The following is a 20,376-nucleotide window of genomic DNA, read 5'->3' as shown; positions in this document are numbered from 1 at the left end:
TTTTATTGTTGTAAAAATGGTTTTGCCCTGCTTTTGAAAGCCGCTGTTTGATAGGGCAGTTGCTCCCGAACCAGTAATTTTATTTCGGGTAATATTTCGGGATATAGTTTTGCAAGGTTGCCCAACACCGTTAACGAAAAGGCCTTGATAGCGACGGCTTCTGTCGGCGAGGCTACAGATTTAAAACACATATCCATCACCCTGCCCCTGAATTTTTCCGGAATATCAGCATACTGCAACAAACGGATGGTATTTCGTTTAACCGCATCATGTACCCCCGGTCTTTGTAAATTGTTCAGGAGGTTTTCAAAATGATTTTTAATAAACTCCGGGTGTGCTTCTACGCAATAACTCAGGGGCCAGGAGGCTCTTTGTGTTATCCTGTATTCGCCTCGTAAAAACAGCGCAAATAATTCATCAAACCGTTGTTGGGATTTGCCGACCCATTGCACGATCGTATTACATTGTTCTCTTGAGTGCTCTTTCAATATTTCGTCTTCCAGGTGCATCGGGTAGCAAATTTTGTTGTAGAAATAATTTACCTGTGCATGGATAACTTTTGAATCATTTCATTGCTGATGCTATCAGCGTACATTCCGTAAGCGCCTGTAAATACGCCTTTCATTTTGCCATCTTTCGATTCTACGGCGTACACCACTTCTTCATCTCCCGGGTCAGTGTCACCTTCAAAACGGTACACTTCTGTTATTTCAAACTCGTTTGGATTTAAACAATAATTATTTTGTTTGCAAATGATTTTATCGAATTCAATATTAAAATCCATTGTATATCCTTTGGCCTTTAGCCCGTTTACTGCTTCAGTTACTGTGTCGTAATTTTCCATGTTAAAAAGTTTAAAATAAAGTTAGTGAAATAATGGTTGCATTTTTTTACAGTAGGCGTTTAGAATTTTTTGAATGCTGACTTGATTTGAGAATGCCTTGTTTTACCGGTTACATTATTTGGGTATTTTATTTTTGTGCCAACGTCATGGCTATCCAATCGTACTTACCAATAGCTGCATCCTGCATCAGAGCTATATGCTTTGTGCAAGGTTTTCCCCGTAGCAATAGTTTGATTACCTTTGTAAGATTATAGCCTTGCGCATTGTGTACTTTTGAATGAAGACATTAAAATTAAAGCAGCCTGGCAAATAATGCAAGATACGCTTAGGTGAAAGTTTAATAATGATAACTGGTACAAGAGGGCGACGCAACGATGTCGACCAATGCTGAATATGCCCGGACAAAAAAATAAAAGAAAACCATTTTTTCCACCCTGGTTCAGGCAACGGAAATAGCAACATATTTATGAGTAAAGATAAAACAACAAAAAAGAAATCATCCCAAACCAGCACTGTCAAAGGCAAGTTGGATATTTCGAGAAGTGGAATGGCCTATGTAATTGTGGAAGGAATGGACAAGGATATTGTTGTAAGGCCAAATGATATTGGGCGTGGGTTTCATGGTGATATGGTGAAAGTACAAATTAGCCCGGACAGCGGACGTGGCCGGCGCACAGAAGGCAAGGTAACGGAGGTGGTTACACGCAATCAGACAACCTTTATCGGGAATATTTCTTTGAATAAAAATGTGGCCTTTTTTAAAGCCGCAACAGAAAAGCCAATGCCTGATTTTTATATTCCTATTGAAAAATTAAATGGTGCCGCAGATGGAGAAAGGGTAGTGGCTAAAATAGTGAAATGGGATAAATCTGATAAAAAACCGGAAGGTGAAGTTGTAAGCATCCTGAAGTCGGAAGATGTAAACGATATGGCGATGAAGGAAATTTTGATTGAAGCCGGGTTTCCGCTGGCATTTGAAAAAGCGGTGCTGGATGATGCCATGAAATTATCAGAAACTATTACAAGAGAGGAATTAAAAAAGCGAAAGGATTACAGGGATATTTTAACTTTCACGATCGACCCGGTTGACGCGAAGGATTTTGATGATGCTATCTCTATCCGGAATTTAGACAACGGAAATTATGAAATAGGCGTGCACATTGCAGACGTAAGCCACTTTGTAAAGCCCGATAGTATCCTGGATAAAAGTGCGTACGAACGAGCCACCAGCGTGTATTTGCCAGACAGGGTAAACCCGATGCTGCCGGAAAAAATAAGCAATGAATTGTGTTCGTTGCGGCCCAATGAAGATAAATATACTTTCTCTGTAATCTTCCAAATTACCAACCGTGGCGAGATTAAACACAAATGGATTGGCAGAACAATCATCCACAGCAATCACCGGTACACTTACGAGGATGTGCAGACCATTATTGAAACAAACGACGGGCTTAACCACAAAGCGATTTTATTGCTGGATAAACTGGCAAAAGGGTTTAGAGCGGAAAGGTTTGAGGCCGGGGCCATTAATTTTTCCTCGCAGGAAGTGCGGTTTCAACTGGATGAAAAGGGTAAGCCAATTGGCATTGTAATTAAAGAAAGTAAAGACGCACACAAACTGGTGGAAGAGTTTATGTTGCTGGCTAACAGAACCATCGCGGAATATGTGAGCCGGATAAAAATTAACCAGGAGCCGGTACCATTTCCCTACAGGATACATGACACACCGGATGATGAAAAATTAAAACCGTTTGCAGCCTTTGCAAAAAAATTCGGGTACACCTTCAACATACATGATGATGCAGCCGTGGCGGCATCATTTAATAATTTACTGAAAGATGTAAGTGGCAAACCCGAACAACATGTGCTGGAGCAATTGGGCATTCGTACAATGGCAAAGGCGGTGTACACTTCCAAAAATATTGGGCATTATGGTTTAGGCTTTGAGCATTACTGTCATTTTACTTCGCCCATCCGCCGCTACCCGGATGTAATGGTGCACCGGATATTACAGGAGTGTCTTGATAAAAATGTGAAGCCGGATAAAAAGATGGAGGAGAAATGCAAGCACTGCAGTGACCGCGAGCGTAAGGCGATGGAAGCAGAAAGAGCGAGCAATAAATACAAGCAGGTTGAATTTATGATGGACTACCTGGGAGATGAATTTGACGGAATAATCAGCGGGGTAGCCAGTTTTGGCTTTTTTGTAGAAACGGTTTTGCATAAATGCGAGGGTATGGTTACCGTAAGAGACCTGAACGAATTTGATGAATTTAAGCTGGATGATGCTGATTATGCATTGGTTGGTATGCGTACGGGAAAGAAGTTCAGGATGGGCGACGCGGTGAGAATAAAAGTGGTAGCGGCCAACCTGGAAAAACGCCAGCTGGACTATCATTGGGTGCAGGACGAAGGAAAAACCGAACTGAATGTTGCAAAAGCAAAAAAGCAGACCAAACACAAGAAATAATTTTACACGTAAATTGCTGAACAGATGTTTCAGCAATTTTTATTACAGCACCTATGCACTCCTTTATAGAACTGGCAAAAATTTTTGAAGACAGATTTAATACACGGCATTTTCCATTGCATACCACCACGCTGTACGATCCGGCGCAGTACATTTTGCAACTGGGCGGGAAAAGAGTACGGCCGGTTTGTGTACTGATGGGCAACGAATTGTTTGCAGAGATTATTCCAGATGCATTCCACGCCGCCACCGCGATTGAACTGTTTCATAATTTTAGTTTGATACACGATGATATTATGGACAAGGCCCCCATGCGCCGGGGAATGGAAACAGTGCACCAGAAATACGGCGAATCAACCGCGTTGCTGGCGGGAGATGTAATGTTTGTGCGGGCTTATGAATACCTCAATAAAATTGAAGTCAATAACCTGCAAAAAGTGCTGCACCTGTTTAATGAAACAGCCGCGGCCGTTTGCGAAGGGCAGCAGCTGGATATGGACTTTGAAAAACGAGCAACGGTAAGCCTTGACGAATATGTGGGCATGATTACGTTGAAGACTTCGGTATTGCTGGCCGCAAGCCTGCAGTTGGGTGCTATATTAGGTGGCGCCGGCGAAGGCAACCAGCAACACCTGTATGAGTTTGGTAAAAACCTGGGTATTGCTTTCCAGGTACAAGATGATTACCTGGATGTTTTTGGGGATCCCGAAAAATTTGGTAAACAGGTTGGAGGCGACATTCTCAGCAACAAGAAAACCTTTTTGCAAATATATGTGATGGAAAACGCATCTGCTGAACAGTTAACAGCATTGCAAAGTTTGATGCAGGAAAACGCACCGGATAAAGTGGAACGGGTAACAAAAATATTCAGGGATTGCAAAGTAGATGACTGGGCAAAAAAATTAAAAGACAGGTACTTGCAAACCGCGTTGCAACACCTGGAAGATACAGCCGTAACAAGCGGCCGTAAAAAACCTTTGATGGATTTGGCGGGTTATTTAATACAACGGGAATCATAATCCTGTATGCCTTGCAAAATAGCCCGGCGATTATTTCCTCCTTTTTAAAAGCATCAAAAAGCGCATACTTCAGTTTTATTAATTATTTTGGAGACTAATACGCCGTTAAACCAAAATATACATGTCTAACTCCTTATTCAGAACAAAAAAGATTGAAAGCATTTTAGCCGAAGGCGGTGACGATCCCCATGGCGGGCATGGCTTAAAGCGCGTACTATCCATGAAGGACCTTACCTTTTTCGGCATAGCCGCCATTCTCGGTGCAGGAAGTTTCAGTAGTCTCGGTGGGGCTGTTTTTCATGGGGGGCCGGGGGTGGTAATCTTATTTATAATTACGGCGATTGCCTGTGCCTTTACCGCATTCTGTTATTCAGAATTCGCAAGTCGTATACCTGTTGCAGGTAGCGCCTATACCTATGCATATGCTTCTTTCGGTGAATTGTTTGCCTGGATTATTGGCTGGGCGCTCATCATGGAATATTCCATCGGCAATATTTATGTGGCCTACAGCTGGAGTGATTACTTTACTTCTTTAATGGAAAAAATGGGCGTGCACATTCCCCAATACCTCTGCACGAGTTACATGGAAGTAAAACATGCCATGGCAGCAGGCAGTACTAATCCCGACGTGTTGGAGGCATATAAAACGGCGCCTGTGATGGGCGGCTTAAAAATTATTTTTGATTTACCTGCATTTGTTATTAATATTCTCATCACCTTACTGGTATTCCGCGGAGTAAAAGAAAGCCGCAATTTTAGCAATGTGATGGTGATACTAAAAATGATTGTGGTAGCACTGGTGATTATTGTTGGCGGCTACCTGGTTTTTTCCCATGGGTTAACACCCAACTGGACACCGCCCAATGACGAAGGTATACATTCATTTATGCCCAGGGGATTTAGCGGTGTGATGGCTGCAGTAAGTGGTGTGTTCTTCGCTTATATTGGTTTTGACGCGGTGAGCGTACTGGCGGAAGAAGCTAAAAATCCCCAACGCGATTTGCCAAGGGGTATGATATTATCGCTGGTTATTTGCACCGTTGTTTATATTTTACTAACACTGGTTTTAACAGGTGCTGTAAACTATAAAAATTTCGATGGAGTAGGAGATCCGCTGGCATTTATTTTTGAAAAGCAAAACCTCAACGTTGGGTGGATGCAGTTTTTTGTAGCCATCGCGGCGGTGGTTGCCATGACGAGTGTACTGCTGGTTTTTCAAATGGGCCAACCCCGCATCTGGATGAGCATGAGCCGCGATGGCCTTATGCCGCCAGTGTTTCAGCGGATTCATCCAAAATATAAAACCCCATCATTTGCTACCATTGTTACCGGGTTGGTAGTTGGCTTACCCATCTTGTTTACAGATAAAACATTTGTGCTGGACTTTACCAGTATCGCTACTTTGTTTGCTTTTGTATTGGTTTGTGGCGGTGTATTGCTAATACCGAGAAAAGTAAAAGAAGCAGGCAAATTTCACATTCCATATATTAACGGACAATATATTTTTCCATTGATTGTAGTTGCTTCCCTTTTCCTTGCGCACCACTTGTCGGCCAGTTATTTTACCGACATGTTTAATTTTGACTTTGGCAGCAATGAAGATTATGCGCAGGGAAAACAAAGTTTTATGGATATGGCAACACCTAATATTACCCTCATTATTTTTTGGTTAAGCGCCTTAACGCTGGCACTGGTAACCTTTTTAAAAAAATATTCTTTAATTCCCTTAATGGGCCTTATTACCTGTTTGTACTTACTAACTGGTATGACAAAAAATAACTGGGCATGGTTTCTTGGCTGGTTGTTAATCGGGCTGGTGATTTACCTGTTGTACGGGTATAAAAAAAGTAAACTGGCGAATTAAAAAAAATAGTTGCCCGGGCTAAGAAGCAATGTGGGGCTGCACGGGCGTCGCACCCTTGTACTATATTTTTTATGGCGCCTTTTATTGACGCGTAGATATGGCTAATATTGAATAATTCGATTCAATTGTAAAGTAAGTACTGCGGAAAAGTAAAAAATATACTGATTCGAATGAAGTGTCATGTTAAAGCACACCTTCTCGCCATGGTAAGTTGTTTTAAAATGCTTTTACCCATTTTCGCTTTCCATTAATTTTTGCCTCACAAACTAACCTAACTTTGCCGCTATACTTATTAAATAGCCAGGGGCAATGAAATACGAAATAGGAGATAAAATAATTGTGCTGCTTACCAATGAAGAGGGTAAGGTCGTGGAAATTATGAATGAAAAAATGGTAATGATTGAAGTAAAAGGGGTTCGCTTTCCGGCCTATATGGACCAAATTGATTTTCCTTACTTTAATATGTTTTCTCAAAAAAAAGTAGTCGAAAAAAAGAAAATATATATTGATAACCTGCCTAAAGAAAAAGGTGTAGCAAGAGATAAAAAGGATGAAGGAATGTTTATTTGTTTTGTGCCTGTTTTTGATAAGGACGTTTTTGATGATGATGTCGTAGAGAAATTAAAAATTTATCTTGTTAATCAAACCACTTCTTCGTTTGGATTTAAATACAATTTGCTGTTTAACGGCGAAAGCAGCTTTGACCTGGCCAATACCATCGAACCACTACATGAATTTTATTTACACGATATTAACTTTGACGACCTGAGCGACAATCCCCGTTTTGATGTGGAGTTTACCCTCACCAACCCCGATAAAAAGAAAGCACCTTATTATGAGACTTCTTTAAAACTAAAAGCAAAACAGATTTTTAAAAAAATTGAAGAGATAAAATTAAAAAACGAAGCCAGTTTTTTATACCCGCTTTTTGACCGTTTTCCCGATAAGGTGGAAGAAGAAAAAGTAGATATCAACAAGCTCGGCAACGCCGGGTATAGAGTATACGATTTATCAAGAGTGAAGGAGTTACTGCCCCCTGCAAGAACGGTGGTGGATTTGCACATAGAAAAATTAACAGATAGCTGGAAACACCTGAGCAACTTTGAGATATTAACCCTGCAGTTAAAAACTTTTGAGCATTTTTACGAATTGGCAGTATCACATTTTCAACCTACGTTAACCATTATTCATGGTGTGGGGGTGGGCAAATTAAGAGACGAAATTCATGCTATCTTAAAAACAAAAAAGGAAGTAAAATCCTTCGTAAATCAGTACAACCATCTCTACGGTTACGGAGCTACGGAAATTTATTTTGCTTACTGAGGCTGGTATTCCTTCTGAAAATAACGCTTTCACAATGTGTGGTAACAGATTTGGCCTGGTAATCGCATACCGTTTATTGGCGCACAAAACATTTTGCCCGGTTGCTTGTTAAAAACATATCGTATTCAAGCCGTATTTATAGCTTCCGGAAGAAAACGAAATGTTATTTTTTGGCTATATCCCCGAATTGTAAAATGAATTATCAACCACAAAAAATTATTAAATGAAGAAAGTGTTATTTGTTTTAACCAGCCATGATGAGTTGGGAAATACAGGAGAGAAAACTGGTTTTTGGATAGAAGAATTTGCAGCACCATATTACAAACTTTTAGACAATGGTATCCAGATTACGCTGGCATCGCCCAAAGGAGGCCAGCCGCCAATTGATCCCAAAAGTGAAGGGCCGGGCAACGATACGCCCGCAACATTGCGATTTAAATCAGATAAGGAAGCACAGCAAAAACTGGCGCATACAAGCATGCTTTCGCTGATGAAGGAGGAAGCGTTTGATGCGATATTTTATCCCGGGGGCCATGGACCGTTGTGGGATCTTGCCAATGATAAAAATTCAATCCACCTGATAGAGTCTTTTTATAGAAACAACAAGCCCGTAGCAACCGTTTGCCATGCACCGGGGGTGCTGCAGCACGCAAAAAATACGCTTGGTGAACCGCTGGTAAAAGCGAAAAAAGTAACCGGCTTTACAAATGAAGAAGAGGAAGCTGTACAACTGACCAATGTAGTACCTTTTTTAGTAGAGGATATGCTGAAAGAAAAAGGCGGCGAATATAGTAAAGTAGCCAACTGGCAGCCGTATGCCATACAGGACGGACTTTTAATTACCGGCCAAAACCCGGCCTCGTCTGAATTGGTAGCGGAAAAGTTATTACAGTTGCTGGATAAGTAATTGTTTTCTTTTTAAATGCAAGGTAAAATAAATGCAAGAGCCTGTTTAATCGAATTAAACAGGCTCTTGCATTATAACAGATAAGTTGCTTGTGAATACTACTATCCTTTTTTACCAAAAGTAGACTTCATAGCACTCATCATACCTTTGGTTGACCATTGGCCCGGTACAATCATTCTGCGAATGGTGTACAAGGGTTCTGTAGTGTCTCTTTTAGTAGATAAAATAAAGGCCATCTTATAACCATGGCTTTTTAATTCGGGAATTGCCGCCTGGTTCCACAAGCCAAACGGGTATGCAAAATAGGTTGGTTTCTTCCCGGTTATATCATTCAGGGTTTTTTCCGGCTTACTTAACTGCATGTCCCAGTCAGTGGGCGTATATTTGGTTACCATGTGGTGATCCCAGGTATGAGATTCAATGGCATGGCCGCTGTCAGACAAACTCTTGATTTGTTCCTTACTCATATAACGGGGGCGGTTAATAGAGATCGTCATGATAAAGTAAACCCCTTTAAATCCGTATTTATTCATTTCAGGTACAGCAATACTGTATTGTTCTTCGTCCGTATCATCGTAAGTCAGCATCACAGGTTTTGCAGGCATTGGGCCATTGTGCACCAGGTATTCGTACAACTGGTCTGGCAACACCGTCTGGTAGCCACTGTCGTGTAAAGCCTTCATTTGTTCTGCAAACTGGGCAGGCGAAACAGAATAACTCTTCATAGATTCGCTCTGCCCGGCCTTTGCTTCCCGGATGTGATGATAGCATAAAACCGGCACTTCTTTTTTAGCAAGCATTTCCTGCAAACTGGCTGCTGTGGCCGGTGTAGCGGCAACAACTTTTACTGAAGAATCAGCTGAACTGGCTGTCGTTGTCGCAGTCTTTTCCTTTTGAGGTGCGGCCTGGCAGCTGGCTATCAGGCAAACAATTAAACAATGTTTAAAAGAAATATATCTCATTTTTCGGGGAATTGGAACGATTACTGGAATTGGATGTAAATTGGTTTTGGCACAAACTTCATCAACTCTTCCGGCGTATACATACCGGTAGTATTGGGTTTGGTGTCATTCTTGTAAAATAATTTAAAGCCTGTAAACTGCACGGGCTCTCTGTAAATATAACGCAGGTAAGTAGACCGCTTTAAAATTTTATCGCCGAATCCGTCCATGTCCATCACCACCTGTACTTCAGGAGTGGTTTTAATTCTGTCGTATCCTGTCACCATACCTTGTGTGAAACGATGGACAATTAATATTTTGGGAGTAAGGTGATTTTTCCGCACTACATCAGTCAGAAAATCCACGGCGTCGTTGATGTCTTCCGCCGTAAAAGTGCCTATTTTTCTGCCCGGAACTTCTCCGTGTTTCATAGAAAATTCCGGATCAATTCCAAGATGTACATTGGGCAACTTTAAATAGGGTTCCAGCCAGGGTACTTCATTTTTTACCGTGCTGTGTCCTACCTGTATATCAACAAAAACCAGCGCATTGATAGGCTTGGCCCAGCTAATCATGGTGTCTATCTGGTTTCCAGGCATGCGGTAACGGTGCATGCCATCTTTGCCGGCAGCAACCTGTGCCGTGGTAGTAATATAATGCAAAGCGGGAATTACAGGAACGGTGGTATCTGCAGCCTGAAACCTGGCTACTTCATGCAGTAACTGGGCAATCATAGAATCATGTGGAATCTGCCCAAGAATACCCATTTTTTTAGAATAAAGGTTGCCGTAAAAAGATACGATCCTGTTGTAAGGCAACACGGCGCCGGGCAGGGGATAAGCCGCTTTTGCAGGCCACTTACCTGTTGTATCGTGGTTACTCAATGCCAGCATCTTTCTGTCATAATCTGCTGTATCCAGGGTGGCCGGGACGGGTTTTACTGCACTGCCGGTTACCGGTACAACTGCAGAATCTTTTGTCGCTGCAGCAGCCTGCGCATCGGGTTGATTGCAGGCGCTGTTGCTCAATGCAAGAAATAAGGAAAAAATGCCCAACGGCAATACCAAAGCCTCTTTTTTCATAGATATGTATATTATAAATATTTTAAGTGCAAATGTATATCTTTTGTCAAACACCTGTGCCAATAACAAAACGAATAAATGGAATGGAAGGTCTACAAAAAATGCAGTTTCATCGGTTGAATCCTGCACGGAGCTTAAACAATATAAATAAATGAAATATTGTTTTGGTTGATAAATAAATTAGTTAATTTTTTCAACTGCGAATTGAGTCAAACGAGATATATTGACTTTTTGCTAAATTGCAAGCTTGCTCAATGTACAGCGAATAAGTTGACAATAAAAAAGGTGGCCTGTAAAAGGCCACCTTAGCAACTGATTTTTTTTTAATTTAATTAGCTTCTTTAATCAGCTTGATTATTATTTTTTCTGATCCTTGTATGAACTCAGCGTAGTAAACTCCGGGCCTGTATTGCTGGCCAATCTGCAATGATTGTGTTGGAGAAATGTTCTTGCTTTGTTCGATCAATCGGCCATTGTAATCAAGCACATTCATTCTTATTACTTCTTTAGATGGAGAACTAAATAAGAAGGTGAATTGATTGTGAGATGGGTTTGGTAAAACCTTTGCTGTGAATTTGGTTGCCAAAGATTCTATTGCAGCCGGGGCAGCTACTTCCATGGTTCTTGCGGTTTTCGAAGTGCTGTGTATTACAATTGAACCGCCGCCTATCACAGTAGTAGGATCAAGATTATCACCCCCACCACCTACAAGGTTATCATAGACAGTAACTCCCGCAAGATCGGTAATTTTCATTCTTATTTTATCCAGGCCGCCTCCGTTGGTTACATCACCATCAATCGCAGTCAGCATAAATTTGTAACTGCCGGTACCATTAATAGTTCCGGTTCCTTTATAACTAGCCTTAGCCCCACCAATAACTAATGACATGTTTTCGTATGCTGAACTATTGAATTTAAGATTACCTGCCTGGAACTGGAATTCAGTTTCTCCATCTACAATTGTGGTTGAACCCTTCCTGTATTTAGCAACAAATCCAAAATTTGCCTTGCCTGTTAAAGTAGGGTTAGCTATATAAGCACCTGCAGGAGAATTGATCCATCCGCCACCTGTTACAAAACCTCCATTTGGATCGTAGATAACAATGTATTGGAACATACTTGTAATATTATTACCACAGGCATCGGTGCCCGTAATTTTAGGAGCATAAACCCCAGGTGTACTATAATTATGTGAACCAAGTGAAATTGAGTTTGTGTAAGGACCAGCCATTACAGCAGAACTTGTATTATCATCCCAATTGATAGTTACGTTTGTCAATGTCACTCCGGTAAAGGTTACTGTCGGACTAATAGTTATTCCTCCGCTCGCTGGAAGTTGTTGAGGCGTTCCATTAACATTAGTGCCTGACCATACATATGTCGGTGCAGCAGTTACAGATAATGTAGCAGTATTAGAAACTGAACCCAGGTAATTTGATTCTTCAGTAAAGCTTGCCTGAATTGTAGCTTCATTGGCGACGCAAACATTAAATGTTAAGCTTGCAACACCATTAATGTCTGTTGTTCCGGTGCCAACCGTGCTTCCATTAACTTTAAATGATATGGTTTTGCCACTTAAGAAAAGATTATTTGAAACATCTGTTAACGTAGCTTTCAGGGTTGTAGTTCCACCTGTTGTACCACTTGCATTGGCAGCTGTAATACTTGTGTTTGCTTTAGCGATCGCATCATTAACATTACCACTTGTGTTGTTATAGTTTGCAGCACCGGTAAATGACCACGGATCATTATTGTACGTTCCTGCTTTGGTATGCGTAGTGCCAGATACATTGATTGTTCCGACAGTTGCACCTGATTCACTATTCACACCAGTGATGGTGTAAGTAGCTGTATGAGCATTGCCATCGTAGGTCACACTGTATGGAGTAACAGTAACGGTAGGATCAGCTTTAGCGATCGCATCATTAACATTACCACTTGCGTTGTTATAGTTTGCAGCACCGGTAAATGACCACGGATCATTATTGTAAGTTCCTGCATTGGTATGAGTAGTACCGGCAACATTGATTGTTCCGACTGTTGCACCTGTTTCACCATTCACACCAGTAATAGTGTATGTCGCTGTATGAGGATTGCCATCATAAGTGACACTGTATCCTGTTACATTAACAGTAGGATTAGCTTTATCAACAATCAGTGTTACTGATGCTGAAGCAGGTTTATAATTTGATGTAGGTGCTGCACTTACGCTTAATGTTTGTGTGCCAGCATTTAATAAAGTACCAGCAACTGGGTTATAAGTTAAAGCACCCGGGGCAGATCCGCCAGCGACACCTGCTACTGATGCATTCAATTGTGTTGAACTTAGCAATGTGCCGTAGGTTATGTTGGCAGGGTTCGACCAGGTAATGATTTGGTCTGCTTTGCTTACACTGATCTTAACTGTTTTTGTTGCGGCATTATAATTTGTAGTTGATGCAACATTTGCAACAAGACTTTGATTGGACCCTGCATCTAATAGGGTACCCGACGATGGCGTGTAGGTTAAAGTACCAGGTGCAGTTGCACCCGCTGTTGCAGAACCTGTCACTACCGCATTAAGTTGCGTTCCACTTAATAGTGTACCATATGTTATATCGGCTGGGTTTGCCCAAGTGATGGTCGGATCAGCTTTATTTACGGTTATTAAAACCGTCGTTGGGCCTGCCGCATTATAGTTGGAAGTTGCTGCAGCACTCACACTTAAAGTCTGACCGACTCCAGCGTCTAATAGCGTCCCTGAAGCAGGTGTATATGTTAATGCTCCTGGTGCGGAAGCCCCTGCTGTTGCGGAACCAGCCACCGTGGCATTCAACTGTGTTGCGCTCAATAAGGTGCCATAAGTAATGGCGGCAGGATTTGCCCAGGTAATTGTTTGATTTGCTTTGTTTACATTGATCTGTACTGTCTTTGGTCCCGCAGCGTTATAATTTGTAGTTGCCGCAGCACTTACACTTAAAGTTTGCGCCAATCCTGCATTTAATAAAGTACCTGCTGCAGGAGTATAGGTTAATGCCCCTGGTGCAGAAGCTCCCGCTGTTGCAGAACCAGCCACCGTGGCATTCAATTGTGTTGCACCCAACAATGTTCCGTATGTTATATCGGCTGGGTTTGCCCATGTAATTGTTTGGTTTGCTTTATCAACAACAAGCGCTACTTGTTTTGTAGCTGCGTTATAGTTTGTAGTTGCTGCAGCATCCACCTGTAATGTTTGACTTCCTGCAGATAGTAACACACCTGATGCAGGTGTATAGGTTAATGCGCCTGGAGCAGATCCCCCAGAAACTCCTGCAACCGTTGCATTAAGTTGCGTTGCACTTAATACCGTTCCATATGTAATGTTGGCAGGATTTGCCCATGTGATTGTTTGGTCAGCTTTATTTACAATTAATTTACCAGTGCCAGAAGAGGCTGACCAAGTAGGAAGTTCTGCAGCAAAACTGGCCCCTACACCGGTATTGTATGTATTCGCATTTATTGCGCCAAGGCTAACAGATGAAAGGGTTGCGACTCCAGAAGCATTTGTGACAGCTGTATTTATCAAGGTGCCATTTAATGTAAAGCTAATAGTCTTACCTGAAATTGGAGGATTACCACCCCCTTGCTGTTTTAGAGTAGCTGTCAGCGTTACAGTTCCTCCATATATTCCCGTTACATTGTCAACAGTTAAACTTGTATTTGCATCTGTAAACGTCCATTCCGCATGTAAACCCGAGCTTCCACCATCCGCAGTCAACAAAAAAGTTGCCCCAAGGGCATCACCATCTGTTGGAACGTCCCAAGACGATGACACGTTTCCGCTATTATCTGCAACTGTGGTAAAGGGTTGGTGATACGCCGCATCAGTACCCAATGGATCGTCTCCCACGTGAATTACCTGCAGCGTTACCGTTTCACCGGGCTGAAAGCCGGTACCAGTAATAATTGCAGTTGATCCTGGCGGGTAATCCAGCAAATCAGTTTTAATGGTTGCCTGTCCTTGCGCCTTAAAGGCACCTAAGGTTAAAAACAACATAAATGCGAGTGTTAGCCGGGTAAAAATTAGCTTGCTCATATGGCTTGTTTTGGTTAAGATGTAAAATTTATTCTATTGTAAACTTGTTTATTAGTTGTTGCAATTATTAAAAGCTACAGTCCGTTACAATGCAACATCCATTATTGCATAGACTAATGATTTTAAAAAAGTATCTTCTTTGGAATGGGCTATCGTAAAACGACGTGGTTGTTAGTAAGGATAATAATCTTAGTTACGGAATGCAATAGGAACAAATAGAAGTGGAATTTGTAATGATAATGGATCAGAAATCAGTAGGTAAGAAAACGAAAGTAACAGACTTTTTTTAAAATTCCTAAATTTTGATAACTTTTTCTTAACAAAATTTCTTTTTAAACCTGAGAAAAGATCGGCAATTATTGGTCCGGCGTAAAACAATGGATAGGATTTCACTCTCGCTTACATCATTAAATATGTCCATTTTCAATTTGGGAAAAGATTCAAAGCAAGACACCAGGCCTATTGGGCCTGGTGTCTTGCTTTGAATTTAGTTGGCCTTCAGGGCCTGAACTTTTCGAGGGAAAATTCTCCTTCGATATGGATCTGTATTTCTCTAACTGAATTAATTAAGATCTAGTAAGTAAAATCCGCCGACCAGCTAACTCTGCGATGTGTGCCTGGAGCGGAAGTAGAGGAAATTACTATGCCGACTTCATCCCCTGCGGCTACTGTAAATGAGTTGGAAGTGTCAGAACCACTTACTGAAGGGTTACCTATGGTAGTTGTAAGTGTTTGTGCAGTCCCATTTTTATAAACCGTGACAATGAGATTATTACCACCACCGGGCGATCCGTCTAATTTTACAAATAAATTCCTGATTGTGCCGGCTCTGGACATCACCGTTCTGGTTCCTGCCTGAACGTCTGATGTTGAAACAGAACTTATTGTACCCGTAATTGGATAATAATTTTTTTGACCGCCACTCGAAGTAGTCTCTGTAGAATTATTTGTATTACCGCTTAACATCATTGTTCCGCCATTTACCCACACCGGTGTGGCCGCTCCGGCAGACTGCAGTATCTGTCCTGTTGTACCTGCAGCAGTAGAGCCCATTGCCGTTGTACTTGCCCCGTAAATAACACCACCAGCTGTTAGGTTGGATGTTTGCCCGGTACCTCCGTTGGCTACCGTTGTCGTACCGCCGCCAGCTTGCTGATCTAACTGGTAGCGGGTGCCGCCAACAGTTCCATAAAAGTGCGTACCATTAAATTCCACCGCGCCGTTTTCAGGGGTAGTAAGGTTTGTGCCTGCAGTGAATTTTAAAGGGGCTGTGTTTGCAGCTGCAGTACCGGCTCCGAGGTGTAAAGCAGCTGAAGGCGTGGTTACACCTATCCCGACATTCCCTGCTTCGTCCACCACGTCAAGTACATTACCTGAAGACGTTTTCCATTCCGTTAAATTGGCTGTTTGTGTAGCGCTGTTGCCTTGTATACCTAATGCAACACTTGCATCCCGCTGTGACGCCACAATAACACTGGTTCCTGAGATGCCCCCAATAAAAGCAGGGAACGCAGCTGTTTGTCTGTCACCACCTAAAATGGTAGCCCAGTAGGAGCCCATCTGCAGGGATTGTCCTCCGCCGCCCTGCCAGTAAATATCTCCACCGTCTCCACCAATTCTAAAGTTACCAGAACCGGCTGTATTTGTAAAAATCATCTGTGCCGTTGTAGCAGTTCTTCTTATCTCCAGATTATCTTTTACAGACAGGTAATAACCCGCAGTGGGGTCAGTTAAGCCAACCCCTACTTTACCAGTACTGTCAATAATCATTCTTTCAGTATTATTGGTTCTGAATCTTAAGGAAACATTGTTTGTTGAACCTAAAAAGTGGGAGCCTGCAGTGGCAGCGTTACCCGTCAGGCTCCAGGCTGTTCCTGTGGCCTGTTGATCCAGCTGGTATCTGGTAGATCCTATTGTTCCATAAAAGTGGGTGCCATTGTATTCTACTGCTCCATCTTCAGGAGTGGTTAGATTTGTTCCTGCATTAAATTTTAATGGAGCAGTTTTGGCCGCTCCTGTACTGGCCTTTAAGTGAATATTTGCGGTTGGAGCCGTTATTCCAAAACCAACATTTCCTACTGCATCAATCCTCATTTGTTCTGAGCCTATGCCATTCTCAAATGCAATTTGCCCACCTGTATTATAGGTTCCGATCCTTAGTAGATTTGAAGAATATCTCCAGACAAGCTGAGCTCCTATCGAATTACCAGGGCTGGCAAATAATATTCTGCTGTCGTTCGCATCAGGAGACAAAATAGTCATCCCTGTGTTAGATGGACCTTCTACCAAAAATTGATTGGCAAGGCTTGAAATACTACTGGCTCCTGAAGCTCCCGTTTTAACGTGAATAGTTGCCAGGGGAGAAGAGGTGCCCACACCTACTTTACCTGTGCTGTCCACCACCATTCTTTCAACATTATTGGTTCTCATTCTAAGCGAAACATTATTTGTTGAGCCCAGAAACTGTGATCCTGCAGTAACAGAATTGCCGGTTAAACTCCATGCTGTAGATCCGGGATTGGAAGACCAGGAAGGAATACCGCCTGCCAAAGTAAGCACCTGCCCGTTGGCACCTGCGGGTAATTTACTCCATGTGTTGGCAGCGGAACCGTACAGGAGATCACCTGTTGTAACGGATGTTTGACCCGTGCCGCCGTATATGGCGCCTACGGCAGTTCCCTGCCATGTTCCGGTTCCAATCGTTCCCAAAGTTGTGATGGTGTTTTGTCCAATGTAGGTGGAGCTAATATCAACTACACCAGCCGCTACCGAAATACGGTTAGCTGTTCCGGATACGGTTCCTTGTTTGTTGTTAAACGTATTCCAGTCGGCACTGCTTAAATAACCATTGGTAGAGGTTGTTGCTTGCGTAATGGCAAATGCACCTGTTGTGTTATTATACGTTAAAGGAGCCGAGGAAGAAAGCGCACTTAAAGAAATGCCTCCTAATCCTGCCAGGGTATAGGTAGGAACATTTAAGGTATTGGCCGCAAAAGTAGCTGCGCCATTATTGCCGGTAGTAGTTAATGAAATTGCTGCCTGCTTTCCGTTAAAAGCAGTCCAGTCCGCAGAAGATAAAGCGCCACGGTTAGTTGCAGATGCAGTAGGCACATTTAATGTAATTACCGGAGTTGTTGTTCCTGTTGCAACTGTTGATGTTAAGTCAGTTCCGGTTGTTCCCAGCGTTAATGCAGCTACGCTTGTTACCGTTCCTGCATTGGAAGGGTAAACAGGCACATTCAATACGCCAGTTATGTTATTGTAAGTTGCTGCACCACTTGTGCCTGTAGTAGTGAGGCTTATGTTTGTTCTACCTGTTGCAGAAGTGAGATAAGTATTATTATCGTAGCTAATAGTTGTCCCTGATGCTTTTACGAAACCTGTACCGTTTATTGCAGTCTGTTTACTGTTAAAAATATTCCAATCAGTATTGCTTAAGTATCCGTTTGCGGATGTTGTTGCCTGCGTAATGGCAAAAGCTCCGGTACCACTATTATAAGTTAAGGGTGCTGTCGCAGATAAAGAGGACAATCCTGCATAGTTGGGTATGTTGAGCGTGTTGCCAACCAATGTGGCTGCACCGCTACCACCGGTAGTAGTTAGCGAAATTGCTCCTTGTTTTCCGTTAAAAGTATTCCAATCCGCATTACTCAAATAACCATTGGTGGTGGTATTTGCCTGGTTAATGGAAAATGCCCCGGTAGTGTTATTGTAACTCAATGGTGTTGTGGCCGACAAAGAAGTTAAACCAAGTTTGCTATTGAAAATACTCCAATCGGAAGACGACAATGCGCCGCGGTTGACTGCTGAGGCGGTAGGTAAATTAAAGGTATGTGCCGTTCCGGAACTTGTTATTCCAAAATCGGTACCGGATGTACCTGTTGCAAATGTTTGCGTAACGCCGGTTAGCCCGTTGAGGGAGCTGATGGCAGCGCCACTGCCCATAGCTAAAGGCGTCCATAAAGGAACAGCGGGCGTGCCGGTATTCACTTTAAACACATTATCTGTGGTGTTAAAAATCAGCAAACCTGTGGCTGGAAGCGAAATGGCATTTTGCTGCGCTGTTGTCAGTCTCGGGGCGAGGAAACCCTTGTCAGTGGCGCTCACATCCAGCATAGCACTATTGTCGGGCAAACTTGATGTGGCGTTTATGCCAACATTCTGGGCCTTGGTTTTGGTAGCCAGTGCCAGCTGCAATATCAGCAGTGTCACGAGGTAAAGCTTTTTCATACTATTGGTTTATTTTTTGTTAGGTTTTGCCATTCACCAAATCCCCAAAATATTTCAGGGATTCAGTGTATTAATCTTTATTTTTTATCTGTTGTTTCCATTGTTCTTCTACCTGCTCATACGCCTTCTCAATTTGTGCATTATGCGATTCACAATTAATTATTCAACAATTACTTTTTGTGTTTCGTGCGTGTTATCTTGTCCACTGATTTCCAGCTGGTATACGCCTGCCGTTAGTTTAGATACCGTATTCAATGACTGCGTACCGGTACCACCTTGGAATTGGATGTCTTTTACAAGGATTACCTGACCTATTGCATTGGTTAATTGTACTTGGTATTTGCCGGCAAGTTGATTGGTCATTACAAGATTGATGACGTTGGTCGTAACAGGGTTGGGATAAATACTGTAGCCACTGGTACCAGCTGCCATTGTTGCTTTTACAATCACACTATATTTGATGTCACCATTGATGTCGTATGATTTAATCCTGTAATAATTAACTCCTTGCGTAGGTTTAACGTCTAACCAGCTGTAAGTATTGTTAGCGTTGCTTGTACCACTGACATCTGTAGTGTTTACGTAAGTGAATGTTGAACCGTCTGTCGATTTTTCAACATCATATTTTACCATATTGATTTCATTCTCTACATTCCATTCTACGGCTATTGCGGTATTCTGCTGGTACGCCTTCACACTAGTAAATGTTACGGGTAAAACAGTTGTAGTTTTGAACACGATTTTAAAACGGTTGGTTGCTGCAGAAGCAGCAGCAGCATTGATCGAAAATTTAACGGTAGTTTTTCCATCGAGGCTCACCAACGTGCTGGTGCCAAGATAGCTGTCCAGCAAATAGCCCACCATACCTGGCTGCTGCATATTGCTTGCATCAAACACAAACTGGTAAGCTCTCTGGCTGGTAGTCGTTAATTTAAAATAGATGGTATCATTTACAGTCAGTTCCGGCCTTCTTTCCGCGGCCAGTGAAGTTGTATTTCTTACAATGCTCAGGTTTTCATTTGTATTGCCAAATTTTAGGGCATCATTACGGTCAAGTCCACTGCTGAACTTATTGTTGAACTGAACGAAAGTGCCGTCCGCCAATGTGGTTGTATTATCTGCATTTAATAAGTATAACGTGGTTCTGATAAGTCCTGATGGAACACCCATTGGCCGAAATCCTACATTGCTTCTGTTAACACTTTTGCTTGACTCATTAAAGCTGATAGAGGCTGTACCTGCAGCCAGGGTTTCTACAAAAAATGCCTGGCCTGATTGAATATCAGTAGTCTGGGCACTTGGTACAGACTGCAGCCAGTTGCCAGTTCCATCCACGTCATCCATTGAAACATAGCCGCCTGTTATGTTCAATGACGGATCCCATACGTAAAATCTTTTGACAAGATTATTCCTTGTAAGATTCTCAAAATTTACCGGAGAAGCATACGGATTGCCGATCAGTGTATATTTACCAGCTACAGAAGAAGCAGGGAAAGTCTGCGTGCCTGTTTGTAGTGCACCAATGCTGCTAACAGTTGTGTTTGTAAAAGTGCAGGTACACGTATTGGCAGGGTTACGGTCACCCCTTATGAATATAAAATACCCGGTATTGTCTGCACTGCCGGTGTTACCGGCAGAAATA

The 20,376-nt window shown here is 42.3% G+C and carries 12 protein-coding genes; 5 read left to right on the top strand and 7 right to left on the bottom strand.

Annotated features, from left to right (window positions below; genetic code table 11):
• Positions 1 to 2 precede the first annotated feature (2 nt).
• Together JWR61_RS12030 and JWR61_RS12025 are read right to left on the bottom strand one after the other, a co-directional pair.
• A complete protein-coding gene (locus JWR61_RS12030) occupies positions 3 to 509 on the bottom strand; it encodes a hypothetical protein (protein ID WP_301928055.1) in 507 nt (168 codons plus the stop codon).
• A 29-nt stretch (positions 510 to 538) separates the two neighbouring features.
• Positions 539 to 844 (bottom strand): phosphoribosylpyrophosphate synthetase, encoded by a 306-nt coding sequence (locus JWR61_RS12025; protein WP_290336034.1) that lies wholly within the window; start codon positions 842 to 844, stop codon positions 539 to 541.
• A 466-nt stretch (positions 845 to 1,310) separates the two neighbouring features.
• On the opposite strand from JWR61_RS12025, the gene rnr reads away from it, so the two are divergent.
• The 5 genes from rnr (at position 1,311) to JWR61_RS12000 (ending at position 8,427) form a co-directional block, all read left to right on the top strand.
• Positions 1,311 to 3,314, top strand: coding sequence for a ribonuclease R (rnr, locus tag JWR61_RS12020; RefSeq protein WP_301928054.1), 2,004 nt, complete (start codon positions 1,311 to 1,313; stop codon positions 3,312 to 3,314).
• A gap of 53 nt (positions 3,315 to 3,367) precedes the next feature.
• Positions 3,368 to 4,333, top strand: coding sequence for a polyprenyl synthetase family protein (locus JWR61_RS12015; protein ID WP_301928053.1), 966 nt, complete (start codon positions 3,368 to 3,370; stop codon positions 4,331 to 4,333).
• Positions 4,334 to 4,454: 121 nt separating this feature from the next.
• Positions 4,455 to 6,197: an amino acid permease gene (locus JWR61_RS12010; protein ID WP_301928052.1), complete on the top strand. Its 1,743-nt coding sequence runs from the start codon at positions 4,455 to 4,457 to the stop codon at positions 6,195 to 6,197.
• Positions 6,198 to 6,506: 309 nt separating this feature from the next.
• Positions 6,507 to 7,520 carry a Smr/MutS family protein gene (locus tag JWR61_RS12005; protein ID WP_301928051.1) on the top strand — a complete coding sequence of 338 codons (1,014 nt, stop codon included), beginning with the start codon at positions 6,507 to 6,509 and terminating at the stop codon, positions 7,518 to 7,520.
• Between the two features lie 223 nt (positions 7,521 to 7,743).
• A complete protein-coding gene (locus tag JWR61_RS12000; protein WP_301928050.1) occupies positions 7,744 to 8,427 on the top strand; it encodes a type 1 glutamine amidotransferase domain-containing protein in 684 nt (227 codons plus the stop codon).
• Between the two features lie 101 nt (positions 8,428 to 8,528).
• Here JWR61_RS12000 and JWR61_RS11995 read toward each other — a convergent pair whose 3' ends face one another.
• The 5 genes from JWR61_RS11995 to JWR61_RS11975 all read right to left on the bottom strand — a co-directional run.
• Positions 8,529 to 9,389: a polysaccharide deacetylase family protein gene (locus JWR61_RS11995; RefSeq protein WP_301928049.1), complete on the bottom strand. Its 861-nt coding sequence runs from the start codon at positions 9,387 to 9,389 to the stop codon at positions 8,529 to 8,531.
• A gap of 20 nt (positions 9,390 to 9,409) precedes the next feature.
• Positions 9,410 to 10,450: a hypothetical protein gene (locus tag JWR61_RS11990; RefSeq protein WP_301928048.1), complete on the bottom strand. Its 1,041-nt coding sequence runs from the start codon at positions 10,448 to 10,450 to the stop codon at positions 9,410 to 9,412.
• 328 nt (positions 10,451 to 10,778) lie between these two features.
• Positions 10,779 to 14,504, bottom strand: coding sequence for an Ig-like domain repeat protein (locus tag JWR61_RS11985; protein ID WP_301928047.1), 3,726 nt, complete (start codon positions 14,502 to 14,504; stop codon positions 10,779 to 10,781).
• A gap of 573 nt (positions 14,505 to 15,077) precedes the next feature.
• The gene (locus JWR61_RS11980) at positions 15,078 to 18,734 is read right to left on the bottom strand and encodes a hypothetical protein (protein WP_301928046.1); all 3,657 of its coding nucleotides are present in this window, start codon (positions 18,732 to 18,734) and stop codon (positions 15,078 to 15,080) included.
• Positions 18,735 to 18,893: 159 nt separating this feature from the next.
• Positions 18,894 to 20,376 (bottom strand): T9SS type A sorting domain-containing protein (locus JWR61_RS11975; RefSeq protein ID WP_301928045.1); only part of this gene is annotated, 1,483 nt, incomplete at its 5' end.

Source organism: Ferruginibacter sp. (genome assembly GCF_028288465.1).
Lineage (GTDB): Bacteria > Bacteroidota > Bacteroidia > Chitinophagales > Chitinophagaceae > Ferruginibacter.
The sequence above is the reverse complement of the archived record's forward strand: the minus strand, read 5'-3'. Positions and strand labels throughout refer to the sequence as shown.

Coding starts and splice junctions, on each gene's coding strand:
- JWR61_RS12030 (WP_301928055.1), bottom strand. CDS start 509: ATGCACCTGGAAGACGAAATATTGAAAGAGCACTCAAGAGAACAATGT.
- JWR61_RS12025 (WP_290336034.1), bottom strand. CDS start 844: ATGGAAAATTACGACACAGTAACTGAAGCAGTAAACGGGCTAAAGGCC.
- rnr (WP_301928054.1), top strand. CDS start 1,311: ATGAGTAAAGATAAAACAACAAAAAAGAAATCATCCCAAACCAGCACT.
- JWR61_RS12015 (WP_301928053.1), top strand. CDS start 3,368: ATGCACTCCTTTATAGAACTGGCAAAAATTTTTGAAGACAGATTTAAT.
- JWR61_RS12010 (WP_301928052.1), top strand. CDS start 4,455: ATGTCTAACTCCTTATTCAGAACAAAAAAGATTGAAAGCATTTTAGCC.
- JWR61_RS12005 (WP_301928051.1), top strand. CDS start 6,507: ATGAAATACGAAATAGGAGATAAAATAATTGTGCTGCTTACCAATGAA.
- JWR61_RS12000 (WP_301928050.1), top strand. CDS start 7,744: ATGAAGAAAGTGTTATTTGTTTTAACCAGCCATGATGAGTTGGGAAAT.
- JWR61_RS11995 (WP_301928049.1), bottom strand. CDS start 9,389: ATGAGATATATTTCTTTTAAACATTGTTTAATTGTTTGCCTGATAGCC.
- JWR61_RS11990 (WP_301928048.1), bottom strand. CDS start 10,450: ATGAAAAAAGAGGCTTTGGTATTGCCGTTGGGCATTTTTTCCTTATTT.
- JWR61_RS11985 (WP_301928047.1), bottom strand. CDS start 14,504: ATGAGCAAGCTAATTTTTACCCGGCTAACACTCGCATTTATGTTGTTT.
- JWR61_RS11980 (WP_301928046.1), bottom strand. CDS start 18,734: ATGAAAAAGCTTTACCTCGTGACACTGCTGATATTGCAGCTGGCACTG.